Origin of the sequence: Rhodovibrio salinarum DSM 9154 (assembly GCF_000515255.1) — a bacterium.
Classification (GTDB): Bacteria; Pseudomonadota; Alphaproteobacteria; order Kiloniellales; family Rhodovibrionaceae; genus Rhodovibrio; species Rhodovibrio salinarum.
Genome location: NZ_KI911559.1, coordinates 1,122,991 through 1,145,710, shown reverse-complemented (window position 1 = coordinate 1,145,710; position 22,720 = coordinate 1,122,991). Strand labels below are relative to the sequence as shown.

Genomic DNA, 22,720 nt, shown 5'->3' with positions numbered 1-22,720 from the left:
GCACGGACGGCCCGTGGGAAGGCTACTTCTTGACGTCGCTCCAGACCTTGCGCTGCACGGCATAGAGCAGCCCGGTCAGGACGATCAGGAAGAGGATCACCTTCAGGCCCATGCGCTTGCGCTCCTCCATGTGCGGGTTGGCCGCCCAATGTAGGAACGTCGTCACGTCGTGCGCCATCTGCTCGGCGGTCGCCTTGGTGCCATCCTGGTACTCCACCGCGCCGTCCATCAGCATCTGCGGCATGCCGATCTTGTGGCCCGGGAAGTACTCGTTCCAGTACTGCCCCGGCGCGAGCTCGGCATCCGCCGGCGCCTCCTCGTAGCCGATCATCAGCGCACGGACGTATTCCGGGCCACCCGGACGGGCGCTGGTGATCACCGAGAGATCCGGCGGCGCGGCGCCGCCGTTGGCGTTTTTCGCCACCACTTCGTTGGGATAGGGCGACGGGAAAGTGTCGTTCGCCTCCGCCGGCCGCTCGTACATCTCGCCCTGGTCGTTCGGACCATCGGTCACGGTGTACTGCGAAGCGATCGCCTCGACCTGGTCTTCGTTATAGCCAAGGTCCTCCAGCGTGCGGAACGCCACATACTTCATGCCGTGGCAGCTGGAACAAACCTGGTTGTAGACCTGCAGGCCCCGCTGCGCGGAGGCACGGTTGAAAGTCCCGAACACGCCCTCGAATTCCCAGGTGTGCTCGGGAAGCGACGTGGACTCGGCGGCCTGGGCCGGCCCGGAGGCCAGCCCCATGGTCGCGGCCATCGCCACTGCGGCAAACAGCTTCTTCATGGCGGTTACGCTTTCTCCATCGGCTTCGCGGTTGCGCCAGCGGGCTGTCCGCCACCTTTCTTCAGGACGGGATCGGATATGCTGTTGGGCAACGGTTTCGGTCGCTCGAAAATGCCCAGCAGCGGCAGGATCACCAGGAAGAAGGCGAAGTAGTATGCCGTCGCGATCTGGCCAATCGGGATCCAGATGCCTTCCGGCGGCATCGCGCCGACGTAGCCGAGCACCAGGGCATCCAGCACCAGCAGCCAGAAGAACTGCTTGAAGATCGGACGGTAGCGGCCCGAGCGCACCCGGCTGCGGTCCAACCACGGCAGAACGAACAGCACCAGCACGGAGGCGAACATCGCGAGCACCCCACCCAGCTTACTCGGGATCGCCCGCAGGATCGCGTAGAACGGCAGGAAGTACCATTCGGGCACGATATGCGGCGGCGTCACCAGCGGGTCAGCCGGGATGTAGTTATCCGCGTGCCCCATGTAGTTCGGCGCGTAGAACACGAACAGCGAGAACGCGATCAGGAATACGCCCAGGCCGAACAGGTCCTTCACCGTGTAGTAGGGGTGAAACGGCACCTGGTCCTGCTTGCCCTTGGGCTCGATGCCGGTCGGGTTATTCGAGCCGTACCGGTGCAGCGCGACAAGGTGCAGGATCACCGCGCCCAGGATCACGAAGGGCAGCAGGTAGTGCAGCGCGAAGAAGCGTTGCAGCGTCGGGTTGCCGACAGCGAAACCGCCCCACAGCCAGCGCGTGACCTCGTCACCGAACACCGGCACCGCGGAGAACAGGTTGGTGATCACCGTGGCGCCCCAGAAGCTCATCTGGCCCCAGGGCAGCGTATAGCCCATGAAGGCGGTTGCCATCATGAGCAGCAGGATGATCACGCCCAACCCCCACAAGACCTCGCGCGGCTGCTTGTACGAGCCGTAATAAAGGCCGCGGAAGATGTGGATGTACACCACGATGAAGAAGAACGACGCCCCGTTCATGTGGATGTAGCGCAGCAGCCAACCGTAGTTGACGTCGCGCATGATCTTTTGGATCGAGTCGAACGCGTAGGCGGTGTGCGGTGTGTAGTGCATCGCCAGCACGACACCCGTGACGATCATGATCACGAGCGCGATGCCGGCGAGCGACCCGAAGTTCCAGGCGTAAGTCAGGTTCTTCGGGGTAGGATAGAAGCGCAAATGCTGGTCGGCGAAGTTGATGACCGGCAGTCGATCGTCTAGCCAACCCAGCACGCCCTTATATGGCGTCTGGTAATCACTAGCCATGTGGCCGTTTCCCTACCCGAGTTGGACCGTCGAATCGTTGACGAAATTATAGGTCGGCACCGCGAGGTTCTCGGGAGCCGGCCCCTTACGGATCCGTCCGGACGTATCGTAGTGCGAGCCGTGGCACGGGCAGAACCAACCACCGTAATCGCCGCGCGGTTCGCTCTGCTTGTTGCCCAGCGGAATGCACCCAAGGTGCGTGCAGATGCCGACGACGATCAGCCACTCCGGCTGCTGCACGCGCGCCTCGTCCGTCTGCGGGTCAGGCAGCGCGTTCACATCCACCGAGCGCGCCTCGTCGATTTCGCTCTGAGTGCGCTTGCGTACAAACACGGGCTTGCTCCGCCACATCGCGGTGATGCCCATGCCTTCGGAGATCGGGCTCAGGTCGACCTCGGTCGTGGCCAGCGCCAGCACAGCCGCGCTGGGGTTCATCTGATCGATAAACGGCCAAGCCGTGGCGCCAACGCCGACGGCGCCGACGGCGCCGGTGGCGAGGTACAGAAAATCGCGGCGCGAAGAGCCGCCGCCTTTCTGCCCGGTGTTCGCCGTGTTCGCCATAGTGACTAACGTTCCCTTGCTGGCTTCACTAAGGGTGCCCTTGGCCCGCACAAGGCACACCGAGATTTTGGCAGTCAAAATGCAAGCGGCCAAACTACTCGGCGCGTATGGCCGAAAGCTAGGGCTATGCCTGGGCGCATGGATGCGACATGCTAGCGCAGCCCACACCCCATACAGGCAAAGTTGCGGCCCTCCTATAGAGGAAATGCCCGACAAACGCAAAGCCCCGAAAGCCCGCCTCGACACCGATTCTCGGCCATGCGCCTGGCGCTTTACGAACCCGACATCCCCCAGAACACCGGCACCATCCTGCGCCTCGCCGCCTGCCTAGAGCTGGGCGTGGACCTGATCGAACCGCTCGGTTTCCAGCTCGACGACAAGCGTCTCAAGCGCGCCGGGATGGATTACGTGCGTCATATGGACCTGCGCCGGCACGGCTCGTTCGACCGTTTCCTGGCGACGGAGCCCGGGCGGCTCGTGCTGCTGACCACGCATGCCGCAACCCGACATGTCGATTTCGAGTTCCGACCCGACGACGTGCTGCTGCTGGGGCGGGAAAGCGCCGGCGTGCCGCAGGCCGTGCATGACGCTGCCGGCGCGCGGGTCGGAATTCCGCTGGCGCCCGGCATGCGCAGCTTGAACGTGGCGCTTGCCGCAGCGATGGTGGCGGGCGAGGCGCTACGCCAGACCGGCGGCTACCCGGCGGCCCAGGACGCCGCCGTGCCGCCTTGCGAGACGTAAAGACCGAGCAGCGAAGAAGGCCATCCCCCGTGAGTGACGCCGATAGCAGCCAGGACAGCCCGACCAGCCAAGTCAGCGCGGAGGGCGTCGGCGCGGTCTCCGAGCGCCAGCACCGTGCCACCGAATGGTTCGCCGAGTTGCGCAACCGCATCTGCGCGGCGTTCGAGACCCTGGAGGACGAGCTGTCCGGCGAAACGGCCGAGCGCATGGGCGACATCCCGCCCGGGCGCTTCCAGCGCACCTCCTGGACCCGCTCGGACGATAGCGTGGACGATCCCGGCGGCGGCACCATGGCGGTGATGCATGGCCGGGTGTTCGAGAAGGTCGGGGTCAACATCTCCGTCGTCTCCGGCAACTTCTCGCCCGAGTTTGCAACGCAGATCCCAGGCGCGTCGGAGGCGCCGCGCTTCTGGGCGGCCGGCATCTCGCTGGTGGCGCACATGTGGAACCCGCACGCCCCGGCGGTGCACATGAACACCCGCCACATCGTCACGACCCAAAGCTGGTTCGGCGGCGGCGCCGACCTGAACCCGGCCCTGGTCAAGGACGACGACACGCGCGACTTCCACAAGGCGCTGGAAGACTGCTGCAACCGCCATGCGGTTGCCGACCACGAACGCTACAAGGCCTGGGCGGACGAGTACTTCTTCAACAAGCACCGTGGCGAGGCGCGCGGCGTCGGCGGGATCTTCTACGACTACCTGAACTCCGGCGACTGGGAGGCGGACTTCGCCTTCACCCAGGACGTCGGCACGACCTTTCTGGACATCTTTCCGCGGCTGGTTCGCCGGCGCATGCACGAACCCTGGAGCGACGACGACCGCCGCCAGCAATTGATCCACCGCGGTCGCTACGCGGAGTTCAATCTGGTCTACGACCGCGGCACCCAGTTCGGCCTCAAGACCGGCGGCAACCCGGAAGCGATCCTGATGTCCCTGCCGCCGATGGCGTCCTGGCCGTAAACCGTGCAACGGCTGATCCGGTGCAGATCGTCGCGCCCTGTTGCACCGCACTCATTTTTGGACAACACATTCGCCTAGACGTAATCGTCAACGCGTGAAGCACCGCAACAGGAGAATCCCGACGATGGCGACCGACTATCCGGCGACCGCGAAGAACGTAAGCGAGAACGCGCAGCTGCTGCGCCAGGCTGCTCCGGAGCTGATGAAGGGCTTCGTGCAGATGGGCAAGGCGACCTATGCCGACGGCGCGCTGAGCGCCAAGGTGAAGGAGCTGATCGCGCTGTCGATCGGGGTGTCGCTGCGCTGCGACGGCTGCATCGCCGCGCATACCAAGTCAGCGATGCGCTACGGCGCGACCCGCGAGGAAGTTGCCGAGGCGGTGGCGACCGCGATCCACATGGGCGGCGGCCCGTCGATGGTCTACGGCGGGGAAGCGCTGCGCGCCTACGACCAGTTCGCGGCCGAATCGAACGGCTAGAGCATCGGACCCGCTCATCGAATCAGGGATTCCCTTCGGCGCTGCTGTGTGATTCACCGTCGTAGGAGGTGAATCATGAGCGGTGCGCATTCCAAGGACCTGCGCGAGCGGGTGGTGCAGTACGTCGAGGCGGGTGGCAGCAAGCGGGCGGCTGCCCGGCACTTTCGGATCAGCCCGAGTTCGGCGGTCAAGCTGGTAAAACGCTGGTCGCAGACTGGTCGGATTGCGCCGGATGCGCGAGGACGTCCGGGCGGTGGTGGCAAGCTGGCCGGCCAGTTCGACTATCTGCGGGCGTGTCTGGCCGAGCGGCCAGACCTGACGATGCCCGAGCTCGCGGACAAGCTGGCGCGCGAACGCGGCGTGTCGGTCGCGCCCGCATCTGTGTCCCGCTTCCTGTGCCGCAACGGCATCACTTACAAAAAAAGGCGCTGACGGCCGCCGAGCAGCGCCGCCCGGACGTGGCCGCCGCGCGGCGCGTCTGGACCGGGCTGCGCCAAGCCCGGATGCGCGCGCAGCCCAGGCGCCTGGTGTTCGTCGACGAGACCGCGACCTCGACCAAGCTGACCCGCCTGCGCGGCCGGGCGCCGCGGGGCACGCGGGTCGACGCCAAGGCGCCGGCCGGGCGCTGGGCGACCCAAACCTTTATCGCCGGCCTACGCTGCGACGGCCTGACAGCGCCTTGGGTGATCGACTGGCCGCTCAACCGCGAACGCTTCGAAGCCTACGTCGAGCACCAGCTCGCCCCGACACTGCGCCCGGGCGACGTCGTCATCCTGGACAACCTGTCCGCCCACGACAGCGCTCACGCCAGAGCGCTCCTCGCCGAGCGCGGCGCTTGGTTCCTGTTCCTGCCGAAATACTCGCCGGACCTAAACCCAATCGAACTGGCGTTCTCCAAGCTCAAGGCACATCTCCGGGCCGCCGAGGCGCGCACCTACGACGCCCTCTGGCGACGCACTGGCGACATCTGCAACCTGTTCCAGCCAGAGGAATGCTGGAATTTCTTCCGCCACGCAGGCTATGTGCACGAATAAAAGTCTGATGCTCTAGCCGTCCCCAGGAAGGGCCGCGACCCGGCGCTTCAGTTCCGCAAGACAGGCCTCGCGGCCGGGCTGGAAGTCCTGGTCGACCCACCACTCTTCCAGCGCCTCCAACAGCTCTTTGATCCGCGGTCCGGGCGCGACGCCGAGCGCGGTCACGTCGCGCCCATCGACCGGCAAACGCTTGGGCTGCCAGGCCTCGATCTCCGCCAGACCGGCTGCCAACGCCTTGGTGTTGAGGCGTCCGCCTGCCGCCGCACGCTCGGCGGCGTCGAGCAGGTATAGGTCGCGGGTCAGTTCCCGGCCCAACCGATGCAGCGGCCGACGGAGCGTTGCGGTCGCCCGGTCGACACGCACGCTTGCCGTCGGCGCGGCGAGTGTGCGCAGGTATCGCTCCGCCTTCTTCGAGAGCCGCAACCGTTCCCCCAGGCGATGCGCTTCGCGCAGGTCGAGCCAGGCCGCCATCCGCCGCAGCGGATCGATCGCAACCCCCTGTTCGCGCTCGATCGCAGCCAGCCAACTGAGCCGCTCCGCATAGCGCGCCTCGGGCAAAACCGGTTGCAGGATGCCGTAATCGCGGATCACCCGCGCCGCCGGCCCTGGATTGGCGGCTTCCAGGAATTTCAGCAGTTCGTGACAAATCCGTTCCGCCGCCAAGGTGGTCAGCTTACCCGCGTGGCGCTGGGCGGCCTGCAATGCCGCCGCATCCGGCGGCCCCTGGCCGTAGCGGGCGTAGAAGCGAAAGAAGCGCAGCAGGCGCAGGTAATCCTCGCGCACCCGCGCCTCGGCATCGCCGACGAAGCGCACATGCCCCGCCAGCAGGTCGGCCCAGCCACCGAACGGATCGTAAATCGTCCCGTCGGGCGCGCAGAACATCGCGTTCATGGTGAAATCGCGCCGGGCGGCATCGGCCGCCCAGTCGTCGGTAAAGGCGACGCGGGCGTGCCGGCCGTAGGTCTCGACATCCTCACGCAGGGTGGTGATCTCGAACGGCCGATGGCCACTGACGGCCGTCACCGTGCCGTGCTCGATCCCGGTCGGCACCGCCTTCAGCCCCGCGCGCCGCAGCAGCGCCATCACCGTCTCGGGCGCGTCGGGGGTGGCGATGTCGATGTCGCCGACCGGCCGCTCGATCAGCGCATCGCGGACACAGCCGCCAACGAAGCGCACCTCCTGCCCGTCCGCGGTCAGCGCGGCCACCACCGCGCGGGTGTCCGGCGCGGTCATCCAGTCCTGCGGGTCGATCCGTCCGGCGGGCTGCATGGCTGCCGTTGTAAGCGGCCCGCGGGCAGGTGACAAAGACTGCTTTTGACTACGCGGTTGGTAGTTGGGCTTGCGCCAGCAGCTACTCGCCTGCCGCCCCTCTGCCCTCGCGCGGCGACTCGGGGCGGTCGACCACGTCGCTGTCCTGGATCTGGCCGTCGATCAAGCGCTCCGGCGTAATCTGCTGACCCGGCGTTGCTTGCTCGTCCAGCACCCGGTAGCCGACCAGGGTGGACACCATCAGCACCACCGCAACCAATGTCAGCACCGCCCAGGGCCAGGGAATATCGCGTTCAACCCCACCAGTCTTGCGCGCCCGCCAGCGCGCCAGCATCACGTAGCCCCAGTAGACCAGGAACGGCAGCGCGATCGGCAGGACGACTGTGAGGAACTTCTTCAGCATCTGTTCGATTGCATCTGTGCGCTTGCGGGCTCGCGGCTTGGGAACGGAAATCTGGGTGGGGATATAGCCGCGCCGGCCGCCGTCGCCAGCCCGTGGCGCCAGCCATTCGGTTAGGGCTCGTGGCCGAGCACCTCGATCAGGTTGACCAGCATCCCCGCCGTCGCCCCCCAGATGTCGTAGTCGCCATAGTCGAAGATGTAGAAGAAGCGTTCCTGACCCAGATCGGTGCGACTAGCCAGACGCCGGGACTCCGGGCGCATCAGGTAGTCCAGCGGCACCTCGAACACCGCCTCGGCCTCGTACCCGTCGGGCTTCAGTTCCTGCGGGCGCGTCATCAGGGCGACGATCGGCGTTACGCGGTAGCCGGTGCGTACAAGGTAGGTGTCGAGCTGGCCCAGAATCTCCACACCCTCCGGGTCCAGGCCGACTTCCTCCTGCGCCTCGCGCAGCGCAGCGGACTCCGGGCTGGCATCCCATGCCTCGATCCGGCCGCCCGGGAAGGCGCACTGCCCGGCGTGCGCGCTCAGATGCGCGGTCCGTCGGGTCAACAGAACCTGCAGGCCGGCCGGCCGCGCCACCAGGGCAACCAGCACGGCGGCATCGATGAAAGCCCCTGCGGGATCGATCATGCCGGGATTCAGATCGTCGTCGCCGCGTCGGCGGGGATTGCGACGCACCGGATGATCGCCGCCCAGCGGGCATTGCGCCTGGATGCGCATCCGCAAACGGTCGAGGTTGGGCGTCCCCGCGCTCACGCCGGCGCGTCGGCGGTCAGCCGGAAAAACGTGCCGCGGCTCCATACGCCCAGGACCTCCTGTCCCTGCGAGTCGCTTGCGTCGTTGGCATTCATGCGCCCCTCGGTGGGCCGCGATTCGGCCAACTCGGCCAGCTGATAGAATACGGAACGGACGAGTCGGGCATCCAAGCCGTCCGAGACCCGAATATACGGCGCCGGTTCCGCGCTGTCAGGCACGTGTTCGACCCAGATCGGATGATCTGGCCCCGCCTCGATCCAGCGGTCGGTATTGGTCCGGAAGGTCAGCACCTGCTGCCCGTCCGCATGTGTGACCTCCAGCTCCTCGGCCAGGAACGGCACGTCCTCGACGTGCACGCGCGCCCGCTCTGCCGGCGTCACGAGGGCGTAGCCGCCGTCGGCCTCGCGTTTGAGCACGGTGGCGAACAACTTGACCAGTTCGCGCCGAGGGATCGGGGCACCGTCGTGCCACCAGACGCCGTCGCGGGTGATCGCGAAGTCGCCGGGCTCGATTCCTGTCAGCGTGCCGATCCGGGTGCCGTCGTCGGCCCCGGTCGCGGCGCTTGTGCCGCCGCCCCCCTCGTCAGGGGGCGCGCTTGGCCCTATTCTCTCTATGCGATCGCGTCTCAGCGGCATGCCTCGCGTGCTCCCCGGCGATCCGGTCCTGCGGTTCTGACGATGGAGGGCGTCGTCTTGTCAGCGAACACGACCACCACCGATCCGTTCGCTTCCACTGCGGAAGCGCAATCCGACCATCGCCTGGCCCAGGAGATCGAACAACTGGGCGACCGCCTCAAGGCGGCACGGCAATCGGTCGGAACCGTCATCTTCGGTCAGCAGGAGGTGGTCGATCAAACGCTGATTACGCTGCTGTGCGGCGGACATGCGCTGCTGATCGGCGTGCCCGGCCTGGCCAAGACCCGCTTGGTCGAAAGCTTGGGCACGGTGTTCGGCCTGGACGAGCGGCGCGTGCAGTGTACCCCCGACCTGATGCCAAGCGACATTCTGGGCTCCGAGGTGCTGGAGGAAACGGACGCGGGCAAGCGCGCCTTCCGCTTCATCCCCGGCCCGATCTTTTCGCAGTTGCTGATGGCCGACGAGATCAACCGCGCCAGTCCCCGCACGCAGTCGGCGCTGCTGCAGGCGATGCAGGAGCGCAAGGTCACGGTCGCCGGCCACGGCCATGCGCTGCCCGAGCCGTTCCACGTCCTGGCCACCCAGAACCCGCTGGAACAGGAAGGCACCTACCCGCTGCCGGAGGCGCAACTCGATCGCTTCCTGCTACAGATCGACGTCGGCTACCCCGATATCGACGCCGAGCGCCAGATGCTGGTCGCCACCACCGGAGCGCAAGACAGCAAGGCCGAAAGCGTGCTCACCGCGCAGGAATTGATGGACGCCCAGCAGCTGGTGCGCCGCGTGCCCGTGGGCGAAAGCGTGGTCGAAGCGATTCTGCAGCTCGTGCGCAACGGCCGCCCCGAAACCAGTACGATCCCTGAGGTACCGGAGCAGGTCACCTGGGGTCCCGGCCCGCGCGCCAGCCAGGCGTTGATGCTGGCCGTGCGCGCGCGGGCGCTGATGGAAGGGCGGTTCGCCCCGTCGGTCGACGACGTGCTGGAACTCGCCCACCCGATCCTGCGCCACCGCATGGCCCTGACCTTTGCCGCCCGCGCCGAGGGACAGGTGCTCGACGCCCTGATCGACCGGCTGTGCCAGCCACTGCAGTGATGACAGCCACGGTGCCCGTCAGTTCGGAAACCGGCAGCCGGCACCGGCGTTGGACGTGACCCGCATGAGCCCCACGACCTTGTCCCCGCGCCAGCGCGCGGAACAGCTGTCCGCGACGCTGCCGCCGCTGTTGCTGCACGCCGAGCGGGTCGCCGCCAGCGTGGCCCAAGGGGTGCACGGCCGCCGGCGCGTCGGCCAGGGCGAGGCGTTCTGGCAGTTTCGCGACTACCAGCCCGGCGATTCGCCGCAAGCGATCGACTGGCGCCAGACGGCCAAGGCCGATCGCGTCTTCGTCCGGCAAATGGAATGGGAAGCCGCGCAGTCCGTCTGGTGCTGGCGCGACGGCACCGCCTCGATGGACTGGCGTTCTTCCAACAAGCTGCCGACCAAGCGCGAGCGCGCCGAATTGCTGATGCTCGCGCTGATGACCTTGATGATCCGCGCGGGCGAACACGTCAGCCTGCTCGGCACCGGACTGCCGCCAGCCGCCAACCGCGGCACGCTGGTGCGTCTGAGCGAATTGCTACGCCGGGAGCAACCGGAAGACGCACGGGAGCTTCCCGCGCCCGAGCCACTGCCGCGTTACGGGCAGGTGTTGCTGTTCGGCGACTTTCTAGCCGATCCCGCGGACATCGAACGCAGCCTGCGCAGCTTCGCCGAGCGCGGGGTGAACGGCCATCTGGTCCAGGTGCTCGATCCCGCGGAGGAGACGCTGCCCTATTCGGGACGCGTGCGCTTCGAAGGGCTCGAGGGGGAGCGCCCCTGGCTGCTGTCGCGCGCGGAAGGGGTGCGCGCGCAGTATCGCGACCAGCTATCGGCCCAGATCGATGCGATCCGGGAGATCGCCCGGCGCACCGGCTGGCGCTGCACCTGGCACCGCACGGACCGGTCGCCGCAGACGGCGCTGTTGGCGGTTTACAGCGCCTTAGCTCACTCTCTCTAGCCCGATGGGCCCAGCAGGCACCGCAGAACGGAGGATGGATTAGGCCCGTATGGCAGCACTCGGCCCCCTCGCCTTCGCCCAGCCGTGGCTGTTGCTCGCGCTTCTGGCGCTGCCGGCCCTATGGTTCCTGCTGCGCGTCACCCCGCCAGCGCCGAAGACGCAGCGCTTCCCCGCGATCCGCCTGCTGCTCGGCCTGGCGCCGAAGGAAGAGACGCCCGCGCGCACGCCCTGGTGGCTGCTGCTCTTGCGCCTGACCGCGGCCGCGCTGTTGATCGTCGGCCTGTCCGGTCCGGTGCTGCACCCCGCCACTCAGCTCTCCGGCAGCGGGCCGCTCGTGCTGGTGATCGACAACGGCTGGGCGGCGGCCAAGAACTGGTCGCAACGGATGCAGGCGGCTGAAGTCACGCTCGACCGCGCGGTGCGGGAAGAGCGTCGGGTGCACCTTCTGACCACCGCCACCGAACGGCCAGATACGCCGCTCGCGGCAAGCGACCTGCTGCGTCCGGAGCGCGCCCGCGAGCGGGTCCGCGCGCTCAAGCCGCGTCCCTGGCCAAGCGACTACGACGCCGCGTTGGCCGCGGTGGCCGACCTGCAGATCACCGGCAGCGCACATGTCATCTGGCTGAACGACGGGCTGCAAACGCCGGGCACGGACGCGCTCGCCAGCCGGCTGCAACGCCTGGGCCGGGTCGAGGTGATGCGCCCGCGGCCGGGCAACCTGCCGCTCAGCGTACTGCCACCGTCCAGCGACGGAACCGACCTCGCGGTGCCGATCCACCGCCCGGACACTCGCGGTCCCACCACCCGCACGGTGGTCGCCAACGACGAGCGCGGCCGGCTGGTTGCCACGGCCGAAGCACGCTTCGAGGACGGCAGCCGAGACGCGACCGTGCGCTTCGACCTGCCGCTGGAACTGCGCAACCGGATATCACGCGTCAGCGTCGAGGGAGAGACTACCGCAGCCAGCGTCGCGCTGTTGGATTCCCGCTGGCAGCGCCGGCCGGTCGGCCTGGTGACCGAGAGCGCGCAAGCCGACGCGCAGCCGCTGCTGTCGGAGGTGTACTACCTGGAACGCGCGCTCAACCCCTATGCCGAGGTAACACGCGGGGGGCTGGGCGCGCTGTTGGCCCAGGACCAGGCGGTGATCGTGCTGTCCGACCGCGGCGCCCTGCGCACCGACCTGCGCACCCAGGTGCGCAGCTGGGTCGAGCGCGGCGGCGTCTTGCTGCGTTTCGCCGGACCGCGGCTGGCACGCGAGCTGACGGGGCCGGACGCGCGGGACGGCAGCGGCGACCCCCTGCTGCCGGTACGCCTGCGCCGCGGCGGGCGCGCACTATCAGGCACGATGAGTTGGGGCAGCCCGCCCAAGCTGGCGCCGTTCGACGCCAACAGCCCGTTCGCCGGCCTGTCGGTGCCGGACGACCTGACCATCGACCGCCAGGTACTGGCCCAACCCGCCCTGGACCTGGGTGAGAAGACCTGGGCCCGGCTCGCCGACGGCACGCCGCTGGTCACTGCCGATCAGCGCGGCGACGGCTGGGTCGTGCTGGTGCATACCACCGCGAACGCGCAATGGTCGAACCTGCCGCTGTCCGGTCTGTTCGTGCAAATGCTCCGGCGTGTCGTGGCGGTCGGCGAAGGGATCGCGCGATCCTCCGAGCGCAGCCCCCTACCGCCGTCCAGCGTGCTCGACGGGTTTGGCGCGCTCGGCCCGGCGCCGGCAAGCGTGCAGGCCCTGTCGCCGGAGGCCCTGGAGTCCAATACGATCGATCCCGCCCATCCACCGGGCCTGTACGGTCTGGAAGGTCAACGCCGGGCGCATAACCTGGGCCCCGCGGTGGTGGACGCGCGGCCGCTCACCGCCCTGCCAAACGGTATCTCGGTCGGCGGCTTCTCGGCCGAACCGGAACGTCCGATCGGACCGTGGCTGCTGGTCGCCGCCCTGGCGCTGCTGCTGGTCGATCTCGTGCTCGCACTGCTGTTGCGCGGCCTGTTCGGCCCGACCGGGGGCGATGGTATGGGACGGCGTGCGGCCGGCGGTGCGGCGGCGATCCTGCTCGCCGTCACGCTGGCGCCCGGTAGCGCACAGGCGCAGGTCGACAGCAGCGACGACCCGGAGAGCTACGCGCTGAAGGCCACGCTGGACACGCGCCTGGGCTACGTCGTGACCGGGAACGCGCGAGTCGACCAGATCGCCGAACAGGGGCTGCGCGGCCTGTCGCGCACGCTGAGCGCGCGCACCTCGATCGAGCCGGAAGCGCCGCTGCCGGTGCGCTTGAACGAGCATCCGCTCGCTTTCTTCCCGCTGCTCTACTGGCCGGTAACGGCCGAGCAGGCCCCGCTCGGTCCGAAGGCCACGCGGAAGGTCAACGCCTACCTTGCCAATGGCGGGACGATCCTGTTCGACCTGCGCGATCCGACGCCGAACGTGAACCTGGGCGGCGGCCTGTCGGGCGCGACACAGGCGCTGCGCCAACTGACCCGCAACCTGGATATCCCGCCGCTGCAGCCCGTGCCGCCAGAGCACGTGCTGACCAAGACCTTCTACCTTCTGAACGACTTCCCGGGCCGCTACGACGGCGGCCAGCTATGGGTCGAAGACACGCGCGCCGGTGGCGGGGACGGCGATGGGGTCGCGAGCGTCCTGGTCGGCTACAACGACTACGCCGGCGCCTGGGCAATCGACCAGGCGGGGCAACCGCGCTTCGCCGTCACGCCCGGCGGGGAACGTCAACGCGAGATCGCCTATCGGGTCGGGGTAAACCTGGTGATGTACGCCATGACCGGCAACTACAAGGCCGATCAAGTGCACGTCCCGGCGATCCTGGAGCGGCTAGGCCAATGACGGCGCGCACGCCAAGGGGTCGGTCATGCTGAACGCCACCACGCTCGCTTTCGCGCCGCTGGTCCCCTGGACGGTGGTGATCGCGCTGGCGGTTCTGAGCGCGCTGGCAATCGGCGTCGCCGCCTGGTGCCAGGCCCGCGGGGCGGCCTGGCGCGCGCTGGCGCTGACGGCGATCCTGGCGGTGCTGGCGAACCCGTCGTTGATCCGGGAGCAGCGCGAGGAGTTACCCGACATCGTTCTGATCGCGGTCGACGAAAGCGCCAGCAACCGCCTGGAAGATCGGCAAGCGCAGGTCGCGCGCGCGATGGACGCGCTTGATGACGACCTCGCGACTCTCGAAAATACGCGGGTCCGCGTGATCCGGGTCGGCGACGCGGACGGACCCAACCAGGAAGGCGGCACGCGGTTGTTCGACGATGTCGCCCGCGCGCTGGCGGAGATCCCGCGCGCGCGCCTCGCCGGGTTGGTCGTACTGTCCGACGGGCAGATCCACGATGTGCCGGAGAGCCTGGACGCCCTGGATATCGACGCGCCAGTGCATCACCTGATGACCGGCCGGGAAGACGAGGGCGACCGCCGCCTGAGCGTCGGCGACGTACCGGGCTACGGGATTGTCGGCCGGGAGATCCGTTTCACCGTCAAGGTCGAGGACCTGTCCGCACCCGAAAACGGCCCGGCGAGCGCCGAATTGCGCCTGACCCGCGACGGCACTGAGACGCGCACCCGCACCGTGCCGGTCGGCGAGGAAACCGAGATCACGGTCGAGCTGACCCACCGCGGGCAGAACGTGCTGGAGCTGGAGGTCGCGGAAGGCCCGCGCGAACTGACGCTGGCCAACAACCGGGCGGCGATCGTGATCAACGGCGTGCGCGACCGCCTGCGCGTCCTACTCGTCTCCGGCCAACCGCACGCGGGCGAACGCGCCTGGCGCTCGCTGCTCAAATCCGACCCGTCAGTGGACCTGGTGCACTTCACCATCCTGCGGCCGCCGGAAAAGCAGGACGGCACGCCGATCCGGGAACTATCGCTGATCGCCTTCCCGACCCGCGAACTGTTCGAGGTCAAGATCGACGAGTTCGATCTGATCGTCTTCGACCGCTACCAGCGCCGCGGCGTGCTGCCCTCGCTCTATCTGCACAACGTCGCCGAGTACGTGCGCAACGGCGGCGCGCTCTTGGAAGCCGGCGGCCCCAGCTTCGCCAGCCGGATGTCGCTGTACCGCACGCCGCTGGGCCGCGTGCTGCCCGGCGCGCCAACCGGCGAGATCTACGAACAGGGCTTCAAGCCGCAGGTGACCGAGCTTGGCACCCGCCATCCGGTGACCCGCGGCCTGACTGGCTCCAACGGGCCCGAAGCAGAGGCCGACTGGAGCCGCTGGTTCCGGCATCTGAATGTCGACGTCCAAAGCGGCGATATCGTGATGGAAGGCGTGCGCGATCGGCCGCTGCTGATCCTCGACCGGGTCGGCGAAGGACGGGTTGCCCAACTGATGAGCGACCACGCCTGGCTGTGGGCGCGCGGCTACGAGGGCGGCGGCCCGCAGGCAGAGTTGATGCGCCGGGTCGCGCACTGGCTGATGAAAGAGCCGGAGCTGGAGGAGGAAGCGTTGCGCGCCCGGGTCGAGGGCGACCGCCTGGTGGTCGAGCGGCGCTCGCTGGAGACCGAACTGCCACCGGTCGAGGTCACCCTTCCCGACGGCAGCACCCAGACGCTGCAGCTCGAGCCCGGCCCGGACGGACGTGCCAGTACGACGATGCCGGTCGACCAACTGGGCACCTACGAACTCAGCGACGGCACGCGTACCGCCGTCGCCGCCGCTGGGCCACCGAACCCACTGGAATACCGCGACGTCCGGTCGACGCGCGCACGTCTGCACCCGCTGGTCGAGGCGAGCGGCGGAGCACACGTACGCATCGCCGACGGCATTCCGCGCCTGCGCAAGGTCGATCCCGACCGCGACAGCGCCGGACGCGGCTGGATCGGACTGGACGCCAACCGCGACTACCGCGTGGCGGGTGTGACGGAAGTTCCCTTGCTGCCGGCCGTGCTCGCGCTCATCCTGGTGCTTGGCACCCTGATCGCCGCCTGGTTCCGGGAGGGTAAATAGCCGTGATGACCGCCGCCCCCATCGATAGCGACCCGCCCAAGCGCCGCTCGTTCGCACAGCAAGCGCTCGTCTTGATCGCCTTCCTGGCCCTCGTATTCGCGGTCGAAGGAGCGACCGTCTCGGTCACGCAGCCCGCGATCGACGGCTGGTACGCCGACCTCACCAAGCCGACGTTCACACCGCCCAACCTCGCCTTCCCGATCGTCTGGACGGCGATCTTCTTCCTGATGGCGCTAGCCGGCTGGCAAGCCTGGCGCGCGGCCCAGCGGGAGGATTTCGGCTGGCCGCTCGCTTGCTTCCTGGTTCAACTGGCGCTCAACTTCACCTGGTCGGCACTGTTCTTCGGCGCGGGCGACATTTTCCTGGCGCTGGTCGACGTGGTTGCCCTGATCCTGGCGATCCTCGCCACCACCACCGCCTTCTGGCAGGTCAGTCGCGCCGCCGGCCTGCTGATGCTGCCCTACCTCGCCTGGGTCTGCTTCGCCACGGCCCTGAACGTCGAGATTCTGCGGCTGAACTATTAGGCAGCCCCCGCCAATCGGGGGCTTCGCCGCCGCCAGTTAAATTTTCCCGATCTCGTGATCAGCCATCTTCGTCCGGCTCACGCCCGGCGAAGATGCCTCCCGGCCGCACCCGGCTCGGCGTAGCGGAGGTCGGCGCGGATGCGACCGCGTACACCCTCCAGCGCGCCCGGCTTGAGCTCCAGCACCTGGAAACGACGCGGCTCCACCGGACCGGGCAGGATCAATCCCTGCGGCGTGGCCGGAATGAAACCGTAAGGCTGATAGTACCCAGGCTCGCCGACCACGACGCACAGCTCGACCGGCATGCGCCGCGCGGTGTCCAGCCCCTGACGCACCAGTGCGCGACCGATGCCACGGCCCTGGTACTTCGGCTCCACCGACAGCGGACCCAACAGGATCGCCTGCGGCCCGTCCGCCGGCGGTTCGCCCTGTCCGGCCACCTGGATCGGCCAGAAGCGCAAGGACGCCAGCATCTTGCCAAAATCGTCGGTAGCGACGAAGCACAGTTCGGGCACCGGACGTACGCCCGCGCGCAGGCGATAGACGGTTTTCTGACGGCGCTCGTCGCCGAACGTTCGGTCGAGCAGCGGCTCGATCCGTTCGGCGTCGTCGGGCCGCTCCGGCCCGATATGAAAGCGCAGCATACCGTCAGTCATCGAAACGTCCTCTTTCGCCCACGCGTGGGACTACAGACTACTGTCCGCTTACCACAGCCCCGGAACGCCGCCAAGGCGCGCCTTCTTCCCCGCCCAGCGAGAAAAGTGGCCATTGCCAGCCGCTTTCATGCTCTCACACCGCCGTCTCCGCCTGTTCCACCTCCCAATAGGGCTGCCCGGCGAAGCGTCGGGCGAGATAGTCGACGAACACGCGAACCTTGGGGGACAGATTGCGGCTTGCCGGGAAAACAGCGTGGATGCCGCCCGCCGCCGGTTCGCACCAGTCTTGCAGCAGGGGCTCCAGCCGGCCGGCCTTGAGATCGTCGGCGCCCAGGAAGCTCGGCAGCATGACGATCCCGAAGCCCTGACGCGCGGCAGCCAGCAGGGCATCGCCGTTATTGATCTCGAGACGTCCCCGGATCGGAACTCGCAACTCCCCGTCAACGCCTTGAAAGCGCCATTCCCGCCCCCAAGACAGGTAGGAGTAGATCAGGCATTCGTGATCCTTCAGATCATGCGGGTGCTCCGGACGCCCCTGGGCGGCGAGGTAGGACGGCGCGGCGCAGAGAACCTGGCGCAGCGGCGCCAACCGCCGGGCGATCAGGCTGGAATCGCGCAGTTGGCCGATCCGGATCGCAAGATCGAACCCCTCTTCGATCAGGTCCACCGTCCGGTCGGATAGCTGCATCTCGACCGAAAGCTCCGGATAAGCCGCCAGGAACTCCGGCAGCGCCGGGGCGACGTGCAGTTGCCCGAACGACATCGGCGCGTTGACCCGAAGCGTGCCGCGCGGGGCGGCGGCCAGATGGGTCACGGCGCTTTCCGCGGCCTCGGCGTCGGCGACCAGTTGGCGGCAGTGCTCGTAGAAGGCCGTCCCGGCTTCGGTTAGCGAGAGCTGGCGCGTGGTGCGGTTCAACAGCCGCACGCCCAACCGATCCTCAAGCCGGCCGACCTGCTTGGACACCGCAGACTTGCTCAGTCCCAGCCCGCGCGCAGCATGCGAGAAACTGCCCTCTTCCACCACCCGCGCGAAAACGGCCATGGCGCTCAGGTGTTCATAGGTCATGCGCGGCTCTCGTTTCTTCTGGGAAACAATGCGATGCATGATTCGCATGTTTTCCGTTCGAGCGTAAACGCCTATCTGACCTTGTAGATCGGGCTTTCGGACCCGCCGCCTCGGGCCCTGCCTGCGGCCGCTGCGGCCCGCTTCCCGGGAAACGACCAACCACACGCGCAAAGGAGCGACGACGATGGCGAAGGTACTGGTACTTTACTATTCGACCTGGGGTCACGTGGAGACGTTGGCGCAGACAATCGCCGACGGCGCCCGCGACGTCGAGGGGACGCAGGTCGACATCTACCGCGTGCCCGAGCTGGTACCGGAGAGTGTGCAGCAGCAGGCCGGGTACAAGACCGACCAGACCGCGCCGGTGCTGGAGGATCCCAACGCGCTTGGCGACTACGACGCGATCATTCTTGGCTCGCCGACCCGCTTCGGGAACATGACCGGTCAACTGCGCAACTTCCTGGACCAGACTGGCGGCCTGTGGGCCGGGGGCAAGCTGATCGGCAAGGTCGGCAGCGTGTTCACCTCGACCGGCAGCCAGCACGGTGGCCAGGAGACGACGCTGATCTCGATGCAGACCACGCTGCTGCACCACGGCATGGTGATCGTGGGCGTCCCCTATTCCGTGCAGGAACTCAGCAATCTGAGCGAGATCACCGGCGGTACGCCTTACGGCGCCACTACGATTGCCGGCGCTGACGGCAGCCGTCAGCCGAGCGAGAACGAGCTCGCCATCGCCCGCGCGCAAGGCCGCCACGTGAGTGAGATCACCAAGAAGCTGCACGGCTGAGGCAACGCACCTCGGCCGGTACGACCGCCATCGCAAAGGCCCCTTTTCGCCGCACGGCAAAAGGGGCCTGGCGGCGCGTTCCGACCCTTCTCTCCTGTTGCGAAAGGAACTCCGGCGATGATCGAGCATCGTCCTTTCCAGAGCCTGGGCGCGTTCGAACTGGACTGGCTGTCCGCGCGCTATCACTTCAGCTTCGGGCAGTACCACGACCCAGCACGCATGGGCGTCGGACCGCTGCGGGTCTGGAACGACGACACGGTGCAACCGGGCACGGGCTTCGATCCCCACGGCCATCGCAACATGGAAATCATCACCTACGTCCGCCGCGGCGCGATCACGCACGAAGACAACCTGGGCAACCAGGGGCGCACCCCCGCCGGCGACGTGCAGGTGATGACCGCGGGCAAGGGCGTGATTCACGCAGAATACAACCGCGAGCCGGAGATCACCCAACTCTTCCAGATCTGGATCCAGCCGGCGCAGGAGCGTTTGACGCCCCGCTGGGACCAGCGTGCCTTTCCCTCCCAGGAACGGGCCGGACGGCTGGTGCCGCTTGCCTCCGGCCGGCCGGGGCACGACGAAGTCCTGCCGATCCATCAGGACGCCGCGCTATTCGGTGCGACGCTCCGGGCGGGCCAGACAGTGCGTCACGCCCTCGGGCGCGAGCGACAGGGGTATCTGGTGGCCTCGACGGGGCAACTGACCGTGAACGGCACCACGCTGGACGCGCGCGACGGCGCGGTTATCTCCGAAGAGGACGAGATCGAGATCACCGCCGTGGCGGAGAGCGAGCTGCTGCTGGCCGACCTGCCCTAGGCGCGCGGCCGCCCCGCCCGACACCGCTTCCTGTTCATGAGGACATGCGAAAGGATCCCGTCATGGGCCTGCTGATCGATGGTGAGTGGCACACCCAGTGGTACGACACCGATAAGCACGGCGGCCGCTTCGTCCGCCCGGAGACGAAGTTCCGCAACCGTGTCACCGCCAACGGCTCCAGCAACTTCCCGGCCGAAGCGGACCGCTATCACCTCTACGTCTCCTACGCCTGCCCCTGGGCGCATCGCGCGTTGATTATGCGCGCGCTGAAGGGCCTGGAGGATGCGCTGCCGGTGTCGGTCGTGCACTGGTACATGGCCGACAACGGCTGGGAGTTTACCCAGGACTGTCCCGACCACGAGAACGGCGCAGCCTATCTGCGGGAGCTGTATGTCAAGGCGGACCCGACCTACACCGGCCGGGTCACGGTGCCGACGCTATGGGACAAGAAGCAGGGCACGATCGCCAACAACGAGTCGGCGGATCTGGTGCGCATCCTCAACGCGGACTTCAACGCCTTCGCCCGCAATCCCGATCTCGACCTCTACCCCGACGATCTCGCCTCGGAAATCGAGCGAGTGAACGAACGGGTCTACCATCAGGTCAACAACGGGGTGTACAAGGCCGGCTTCGCTACCACCCAGGAAGCCTACGAGGAAGCGTTCGACGCCCTGTTCGAGACGTTGGACTGGTTGGAGGGCCTGCTCGCCGAGCGGCGCTACGTCGCCGGCGACCGGCTGACGGAAGCGGATATCCGCCTATTCACCACGCTGGTGCGCTTCGATCCCGTCTATGTCGGCCACTTCAAGTGCAACAAGTATCGGATCGCCGACTATCCGAACCTGCTGGGCCTGACGCGGGAGATCTATCAGCTTCCGGGCGTGGCCGAGACGACCAATTTCGAGCACATCAAGAAGCACTACTACGTCAGCCACACGATGGTGAACCCGACCCAGATCGTGCCCAAGGGCCCGGTTCTGGACCTGACCGCCCCGCACGGCCGCGACGCGCTTGGCGGTCCGGGCGGTCTGCGGGCAATCGCCGGGGCAGCCTAGCACGAGGGCCTGCGGCCAGAGTCAGCGCGCACACCGAACGCCCTACCAGCCGACACCCTGTTCCAGGAATTCCCGCTCCTCCGCCGTGCTCTCCCGCCCCAGGAGGGCGTTGCGGTGGGGGAAGCGGCCGAAGCGGGCGATCACGGCGCGATGCTTGTCGGCGTAGTCCTTCCACGCCGGCTCGCTGGTCAATTGGGCGATCAAGGCTACGGAGCGGTCTTGATCGGCCAGATCCTCGCTGTGCTCCAACGGCAGATAGAGGAACAGCCGCTGCGCCTCGTCCAATTCCCGATCGAACGCCTTATCCAGCGCCTCCAGCGTGATGGCGCGCGCCTCGGGGTCGGTCGCAAATGCCTGCGGCGTGCCGCGAAAGACGTTGCGTGGCACCTGATCCAGCAGCAGCACGAGCCCGAGGCAGCCGTGCGCGGATGTGCGCCACTGCCTGAGACCGCCGTCCGCCGCCGCCGCGTACAAATCCAGGAAGCGCTCGCGCAGTTGGGCATCGAACGCCGGTGTGCTGTCGAACCAATAGGGCCGGCTCGCTGGATCGAACCAGAAGGTCAGCAGGTCGGCCAGCCGTGGCTGATCGGCTTCGGGGCGCGCGATCGGCGGATCACTGTCGGTCATGCAGCCAGCTTGGCAAAGCTATGCTCAACCCGCCAGCGTAAAGCGCAGGTGCTCCAGCCCGCGGCGGAAGAAGTTCTGCAACTCGGCAACGGCCTGGTCTTGTTCGGTGTCGCCGTCCGGCGACAGATCAGCGGACCATTCGATCGTGCAACTGGCCGCGTCGTCCGGTTTGACACGCAGTTCGGCCGTCATCTCCGACAGCGGCAATGGCCCACCCCGATAGCTGTAGCGATAGCTCATCGCCGCGTCGTCATGGCTCTCCAGCCGGTCCACCAGCTTTTCCGGGTCGCCCAGTTCGAGCCGGCGTTCCGGCTGATGCTCGCTACCCGACATCTCGATGCCCAGCACTGACGGATGCCAGCTGTCGATGCTCTCGAAGCGGCCGATCGTCTCCCAGACCCGCTCGGCGCTGATGTAGAGTCTCGCGGCCTCGCTCACCTTGGCCATCTGCAAACTGCGCTCCTTCGCGATTTTGGTGTGTCCGATCATGGGACGCCCGCATACCGCCTCTAGTCAGGGGCGGGTCGGCTCTGCTACGCGCACAGCCGGAGTCATACGGGCCCGGTGCTGCAGGTAGGTGCCACCCCGGGGCCGCGTCCACACCTGCCCGACAACGCACACATCCGACCCGGAGGTCTTGCGCCCATGTATATCGATTTCAACACGATCCAACCGCTGGTCGCCCTCATCGCCGGCATCCTGATCCTGATCAGCCCGCGACTGCTGAACTACGTCGTCGCGGCCTACCTGATCTTCGTCGGCGTTACCGGGCTGCTGCCGTACCTCGGCTAATCCCAGCAGGCGCGCTAATCCTGGTGCGCCTCGACACGCCGCGCGGCGTCCACCAGATCCCCGACGGCCTCCTCGAAGAACGCGTCGAGGCGCTCCTGCGTCTGCGGCGCGAGCCGCAGGACCTTGGAACGGGCGTCGCGCGGATTATCCTCTTCCAAGATCAGCCCGCGCGAGATCGCCGCGTCGACGTATTTGCCAGCGGTGTGCGCACTGCGGATGCCATGCATCGCCGCCAGCGCATCGGTCTTGCGCATCGGCTGCCCCGCCCGCCACAAACTGGTCAACAGATCCCAGTAAGCGGCCGAGTACATCTCAGGATCGCCGCGGAACAGATGCAGCCACCGCTGGCCCACCTGGTCGATCATGTCGAGGTAAACGCGGCGCTGCTCGAGGGAGTAGCTCATCGGATCGGCGTGTGCCCGCGTGTGTCTTAAAACTTTTACATTCAGATTTGCGTGTAAAGACCCGGCCAAGCGCCGTCAAGCCACATCGCTGCGAATGCAGTTTTCCA

At 67.5% G+C, this 22,720-nt stretch carries 25 protein-coding genes; 13 read left to right on the top strand and 12 right to left on the bottom strand.

Annotated features, from left to right (window positions below; genetic code table 11):
* Nucleotides 1–22: 22 nt before the first annotated feature.
* From RHOSA_RS0105355 to petA, 3 genes are read right to left on the bottom strand one after another with little or no spacing between them, the layout of a single operon-like run.
* Entirely contained in the window at nucleotides 23–787 is a 765-nt protein-coding gene (locus RHOSA_RS0105355; RefSeq protein ID WP_027287860.1) for a cytochrome c1, read from the bottom strand.
* Nucleotides 788–792: 5 nt separating this feature from the next.
* Entirely contained in the window at nucleotides 793–2,058 is a 1,266-nt protein-coding gene (locus tag RHOSA_RS0105350; protein WP_027287859.1) for a cytochrome b, read from the bottom strand.
* Between the two features lie 12 nt (nucleotides 2,059–2,070).
* On the bottom strand, nucleotides 2,071–2,619 hold the full coding sequence (petA, locus tag RHOSA_RS0105345; protein WP_027287858.1) for a ubiquinol-cytochrome c reductase iron-sulfur subunit: 549 nt from the start codon (nucleotides 2,617–2,619) through the stop codon (nucleotides 2,071–2,073).
* Between the two features lie 258 nt (nucleotides 2,620–2,877).
* On the opposite strand from petA, the gene RHOSA_RS0105340 reads away from it, so the two are divergent.
* The 4 genes from RHOSA_RS0105340 to RHOSA_RS24655 all read left to right on the top strand — a co-directional run bounded on the left by RHOSA_RS0105340 (nucleotide 2,878) and on the right by RHOSA_RS24655 (nucleotide 5,834).
* Entirely contained in the window at nucleotides 2,878–3,360 is a 483-nt protein-coding gene (locus RHOSA_RS0105340; RefSeq protein WP_027287857.1) for a tRNA (cytidine(34)-2'-O)-methyltransferase, read from the top strand.
* 29 nt (nucleotides 3,361–3,389) lie between these two features.
* Nucleotides 3,390–4,322 carry an oxygen-dependent coproporphyrinogen oxidase gene (gene hemF / locus RHOSA_RS0105335; RefSeq protein WP_027287856.1) on the top strand — a complete coding sequence of 311 codons (933 nt, stop codon included), beginning with the start codon at nucleotides 3,390–3,392 and terminating at the stop codon, nucleotides 4,320–4,322.
* 124 nt (nucleotides 4,323–4,446) lie between these two features.
* Nucleotides 4,447–4,800, top strand: coding sequence for a carboxymuconolactone decarboxylase family protein (locus RHOSA_RS0105330; RefSeq protein ID WP_027287855.1), 354 nt, complete (start codon nucleotides 4,447–4,449; stop codon nucleotides 4,798–4,800).
* 75 nt (nucleotides 4,801–4,875) lie between these two features.
* A protein-coding gene (locus RHOSA_RS24655) for an IS630 family transposase (RefSeq protein WP_156092564.1) occupies nucleotides 4,876–5,834 on the top strand; the annotation gives its coding sequence in 2 pieces (ribosomal slippage) (nucleotides 4,876–5,217 and nucleotides 5,220–5,834; 957 coding nt in all).
* Between the two features lie 12 nt (nucleotides 5,835–5,846).
* Here the strand turns inward: RHOSA_RS24655 and RHOSA_RS0105315 are convergent.
* The 4 genes from RHOSA_RS0105315 to RHOSA_RS20675 all read right to left on the bottom strand — a co-directional run bounded on the left by RHOSA_RS0105315 (nucleotide 5,847) and on the right by RHOSA_RS20675 (nucleotide 8,896).
* The gene (locus RHOSA_RS0105315) at nucleotides 5,847–7,103 is read right to left on the bottom strand and encodes a CCA tRNA nucleotidyltransferase (protein WP_027287852.1); all 1,257 of its coding nucleotides are present in this window, start codon (nucleotides 7,101–7,103) and stop codon (nucleotides 5,847–5,849) included.
* An 82-nt stretch (nucleotides 7,104–7,185) separates the two neighbouring features.
* Complete coding sequence (locus RHOSA_RS0105310; protein WP_027287851.1) at nucleotides 7,186–7,506, bottom strand: hypothetical protein; 321 nt, start codon at nucleotides 7,504–7,506, stop codon at nucleotides 7,186–7,188.
* A 110-nt stretch (nucleotides 7,507–7,616) separates the two neighbouring features.
* On the bottom strand, nucleotides 7,617–8,306 hold the full coding sequence (locus RHOSA_RS20680; protein ID WP_081728495.1) for an NUDIX hydrolase: 690 nt from the start codon (nucleotides 8,304–8,306) through the stop codon (nucleotides 7,617–7,619).
* Nucleotides 8,258–8,896, bottom strand: coding sequence for a DUF1285 domain-containing protein (locus RHOSA_RS20675; RefSeq protein WP_081728494.1), 639 nt, complete (start codon nucleotides 8,894–8,896; stop codon nucleotides 8,258–8,260). Before RHOSA_RS20675 ends, RHOSA_RS20680 begins: the two co-directional genes overlap by 49 nt.
* Before the next feature lie 42 nt (nucleotides 8,897–8,938).
* On the opposite strand from RHOSA_RS20675, the gene RHOSA_RS0105295 reads away from it, so the two are divergent.
* From RHOSA_RS0105295 to RHOSA_RS0105275, 5 genes are all read left to right on the top strand, one after another.
* Nucleotides 8,939–9,988, top strand: coding sequence for an AAA family ATPase (locus tag RHOSA_RS0105295; protein ID WP_051431832.1), 1,050 nt, complete (start codon nucleotides 8,939–8,941; stop codon nucleotides 9,986–9,988).
* A 64-nt stretch (nucleotides 9,989–10,052) separates the two neighbouring features.
* The gene (locus RHOSA_RS0105290) at nucleotides 10,053–10,931 is read left to right on the top strand and encodes a DUF58 domain-containing protein (RefSeq protein WP_027287849.1); all 879 of its coding nucleotides are present in this window, start codon (nucleotides 10,053–10,055) and stop codon (nucleotides 10,929–10,931) included.
* A 49-nt stretch (nucleotides 10,932–10,980) separates the two neighbouring features.
* Nucleotides 10,981–13,776: a DUF4159 domain-containing protein gene (locus RHOSA_RS0105285; protein WP_027287848.1), complete on the top strand. Its 2,796-nt coding sequence runs from the start codon at nucleotides 10,981–10,983 to the stop codon at nucleotides 13,774–13,776.
* 25 nt (nucleotides 13,777–13,801) lie between these two features.
* Nucleotides 13,802–15,883: a membrane protein gene (locus RHOSA_RS0105280; RefSeq protein ID WP_037255740.1), complete on the top strand. Its 2,082-nt coding sequence runs from the start codon at nucleotides 13,802–13,804 to the stop codon at nucleotides 15,881–15,883.
* 5 nt (nucleotides 15,884–15,888) lie between these two features.
* Nucleotides 15,889–16,407, top strand: a complete 519-nt coding sequence (locus tag RHOSA_RS0105275) for a TspO/MBR family protein (protein WP_027287846.1) — start codon at nucleotides 15,889–15,891, stop codon at nucleotides 16,405–16,407.
* Between the two features lie 77 nt (nucleotides 16,408–16,484).
* On the opposite strand, the gene RHOSA_RS20670 is transcribed toward RHOSA_RS0105275, so the two are convergent.
* Complete coding sequence (locus RHOSA_RS20670) at nucleotides 16,485–17,063, bottom strand: GNAT family N-acetyltransferase (protein ID WP_215904989.1); 579 nt, start codon at nucleotides 17,061–17,063, stop codon at nucleotides 16,485–16,487.
* A 133-nt stretch (nucleotides 17,064–17,196) separates the two neighbouring features.
* Nucleotides 17,197–18,129, bottom strand: a complete 933-nt coding sequence (locus tag RHOSA_RS0105265; protein ID WP_027287845.1) for a LysR family transcriptional regulator — start codon at nucleotides 18,127–18,129, stop codon at nucleotides 17,197–17,199.
* 184 nt (nucleotides 18,130–18,313) lie between these two features.
* On the opposite strand from RHOSA_RS0105265, the gene wrbA reads away from it, so the two are divergent.
* The 3 genes from wrbA to RHOSA_RS0105250 all read left to right on the top strand — a co-directional run bounded on the left by wrbA (nucleotide 18,314) and on the right by RHOSA_RS0105250 (nucleotide 20,790).
* Nucleotides 18,314–18,919 carry an NAD(P)H:quinone oxidoreductase gene (gene wrbA, locus RHOSA_RS0105260; RefSeq protein WP_027287844.1) on the top strand — a complete coding sequence of 202 codons (606 nt, stop codon included), beginning with the start codon at nucleotides 18,314–18,316 and terminating at the stop codon, nucleotides 18,917–18,919.
* Nucleotides 18,920–19,036: 117 nt separating this feature from the next.
* Nucleotides 19,037–19,735 carry a pirin family protein gene (locus RHOSA_RS0105255; protein ID WP_027287843.1) on the top strand — a complete coding sequence of 233 codons (699 nt, stop codon included), beginning with the start codon at nucleotides 19,037–19,039 and terminating at the stop codon, nucleotides 19,733–19,735.
* Nucleotides 19,736–19,797: 62 nt separating this feature from the next.
* Entirely contained in the window at nucleotides 19,798–20,790 is a 993-nt protein-coding gene (locus RHOSA_RS0105250; RefSeq protein ID WP_027287842.1) for a glutathione S-transferase family protein, read from the top strand.
* A 42-nt stretch (nucleotides 20,791–20,832) separates the two neighbouring features.
* Here RHOSA_RS0105250 and RHOSA_RS0105245 read toward each other — a convergent pair whose 3' ends face one another.
* Together RHOSA_RS0105245 and RHOSA_RS0105240 are read right to left on the bottom strand one after the other, a co-directional pair.
* A complete protein-coding gene (locus RHOSA_RS0105245) occupies nucleotides 20,833–21,417 on the bottom strand; it encodes a DUF924 family protein (protein ID WP_051431830.1) in 585 nt (194 codons plus the stop codon).
* A gap of 24 nt (nucleotides 21,418–21,441) precedes the next feature.
* Nucleotides 21,442–21,906 (bottom strand): SRPBCC family protein, encoded by a 465-nt coding sequence (locus tag RHOSA_RS0105240; RefSeq protein ID WP_027287840.1) that lies wholly within the window; start codon nucleotides 21,904–21,906, stop codon nucleotides 21,442–21,444.
* 156 nt (nucleotides 21,907–22,062) lie between these two features.
* On the opposite strand from RHOSA_RS0105240, the gene RHOSA_RS24645 reads away from it, so the two are divergent.
* Nucleotides 22,063–22,209 (top strand): DUF3096 domain-containing protein, encoded by a 147-nt coding sequence (locus tag RHOSA_RS24645; protein WP_081728491.1) that lies wholly within the window; start codon nucleotides 22,063–22,065, stop codon nucleotides 22,207–22,209.
* 14 nt (nucleotides 22,210–22,223) lie between these two features.
* Here RHOSA_RS24645 and RHOSA_RS0105230 read toward each other — a convergent pair whose 3' ends face one another.
* Nucleotides 22,224–22,613, bottom strand: coding sequence for a winged helix DNA-binding protein (locus tag RHOSA_RS0105230; RefSeq protein ID WP_027287839.1), 390 nt, complete (start codon nucleotides 22,611–22,613; stop codon nucleotides 22,224–22,226).
* Between the last annotated feature and the right edge of the window lie 107 nt (nucleotides 22,614–22,720).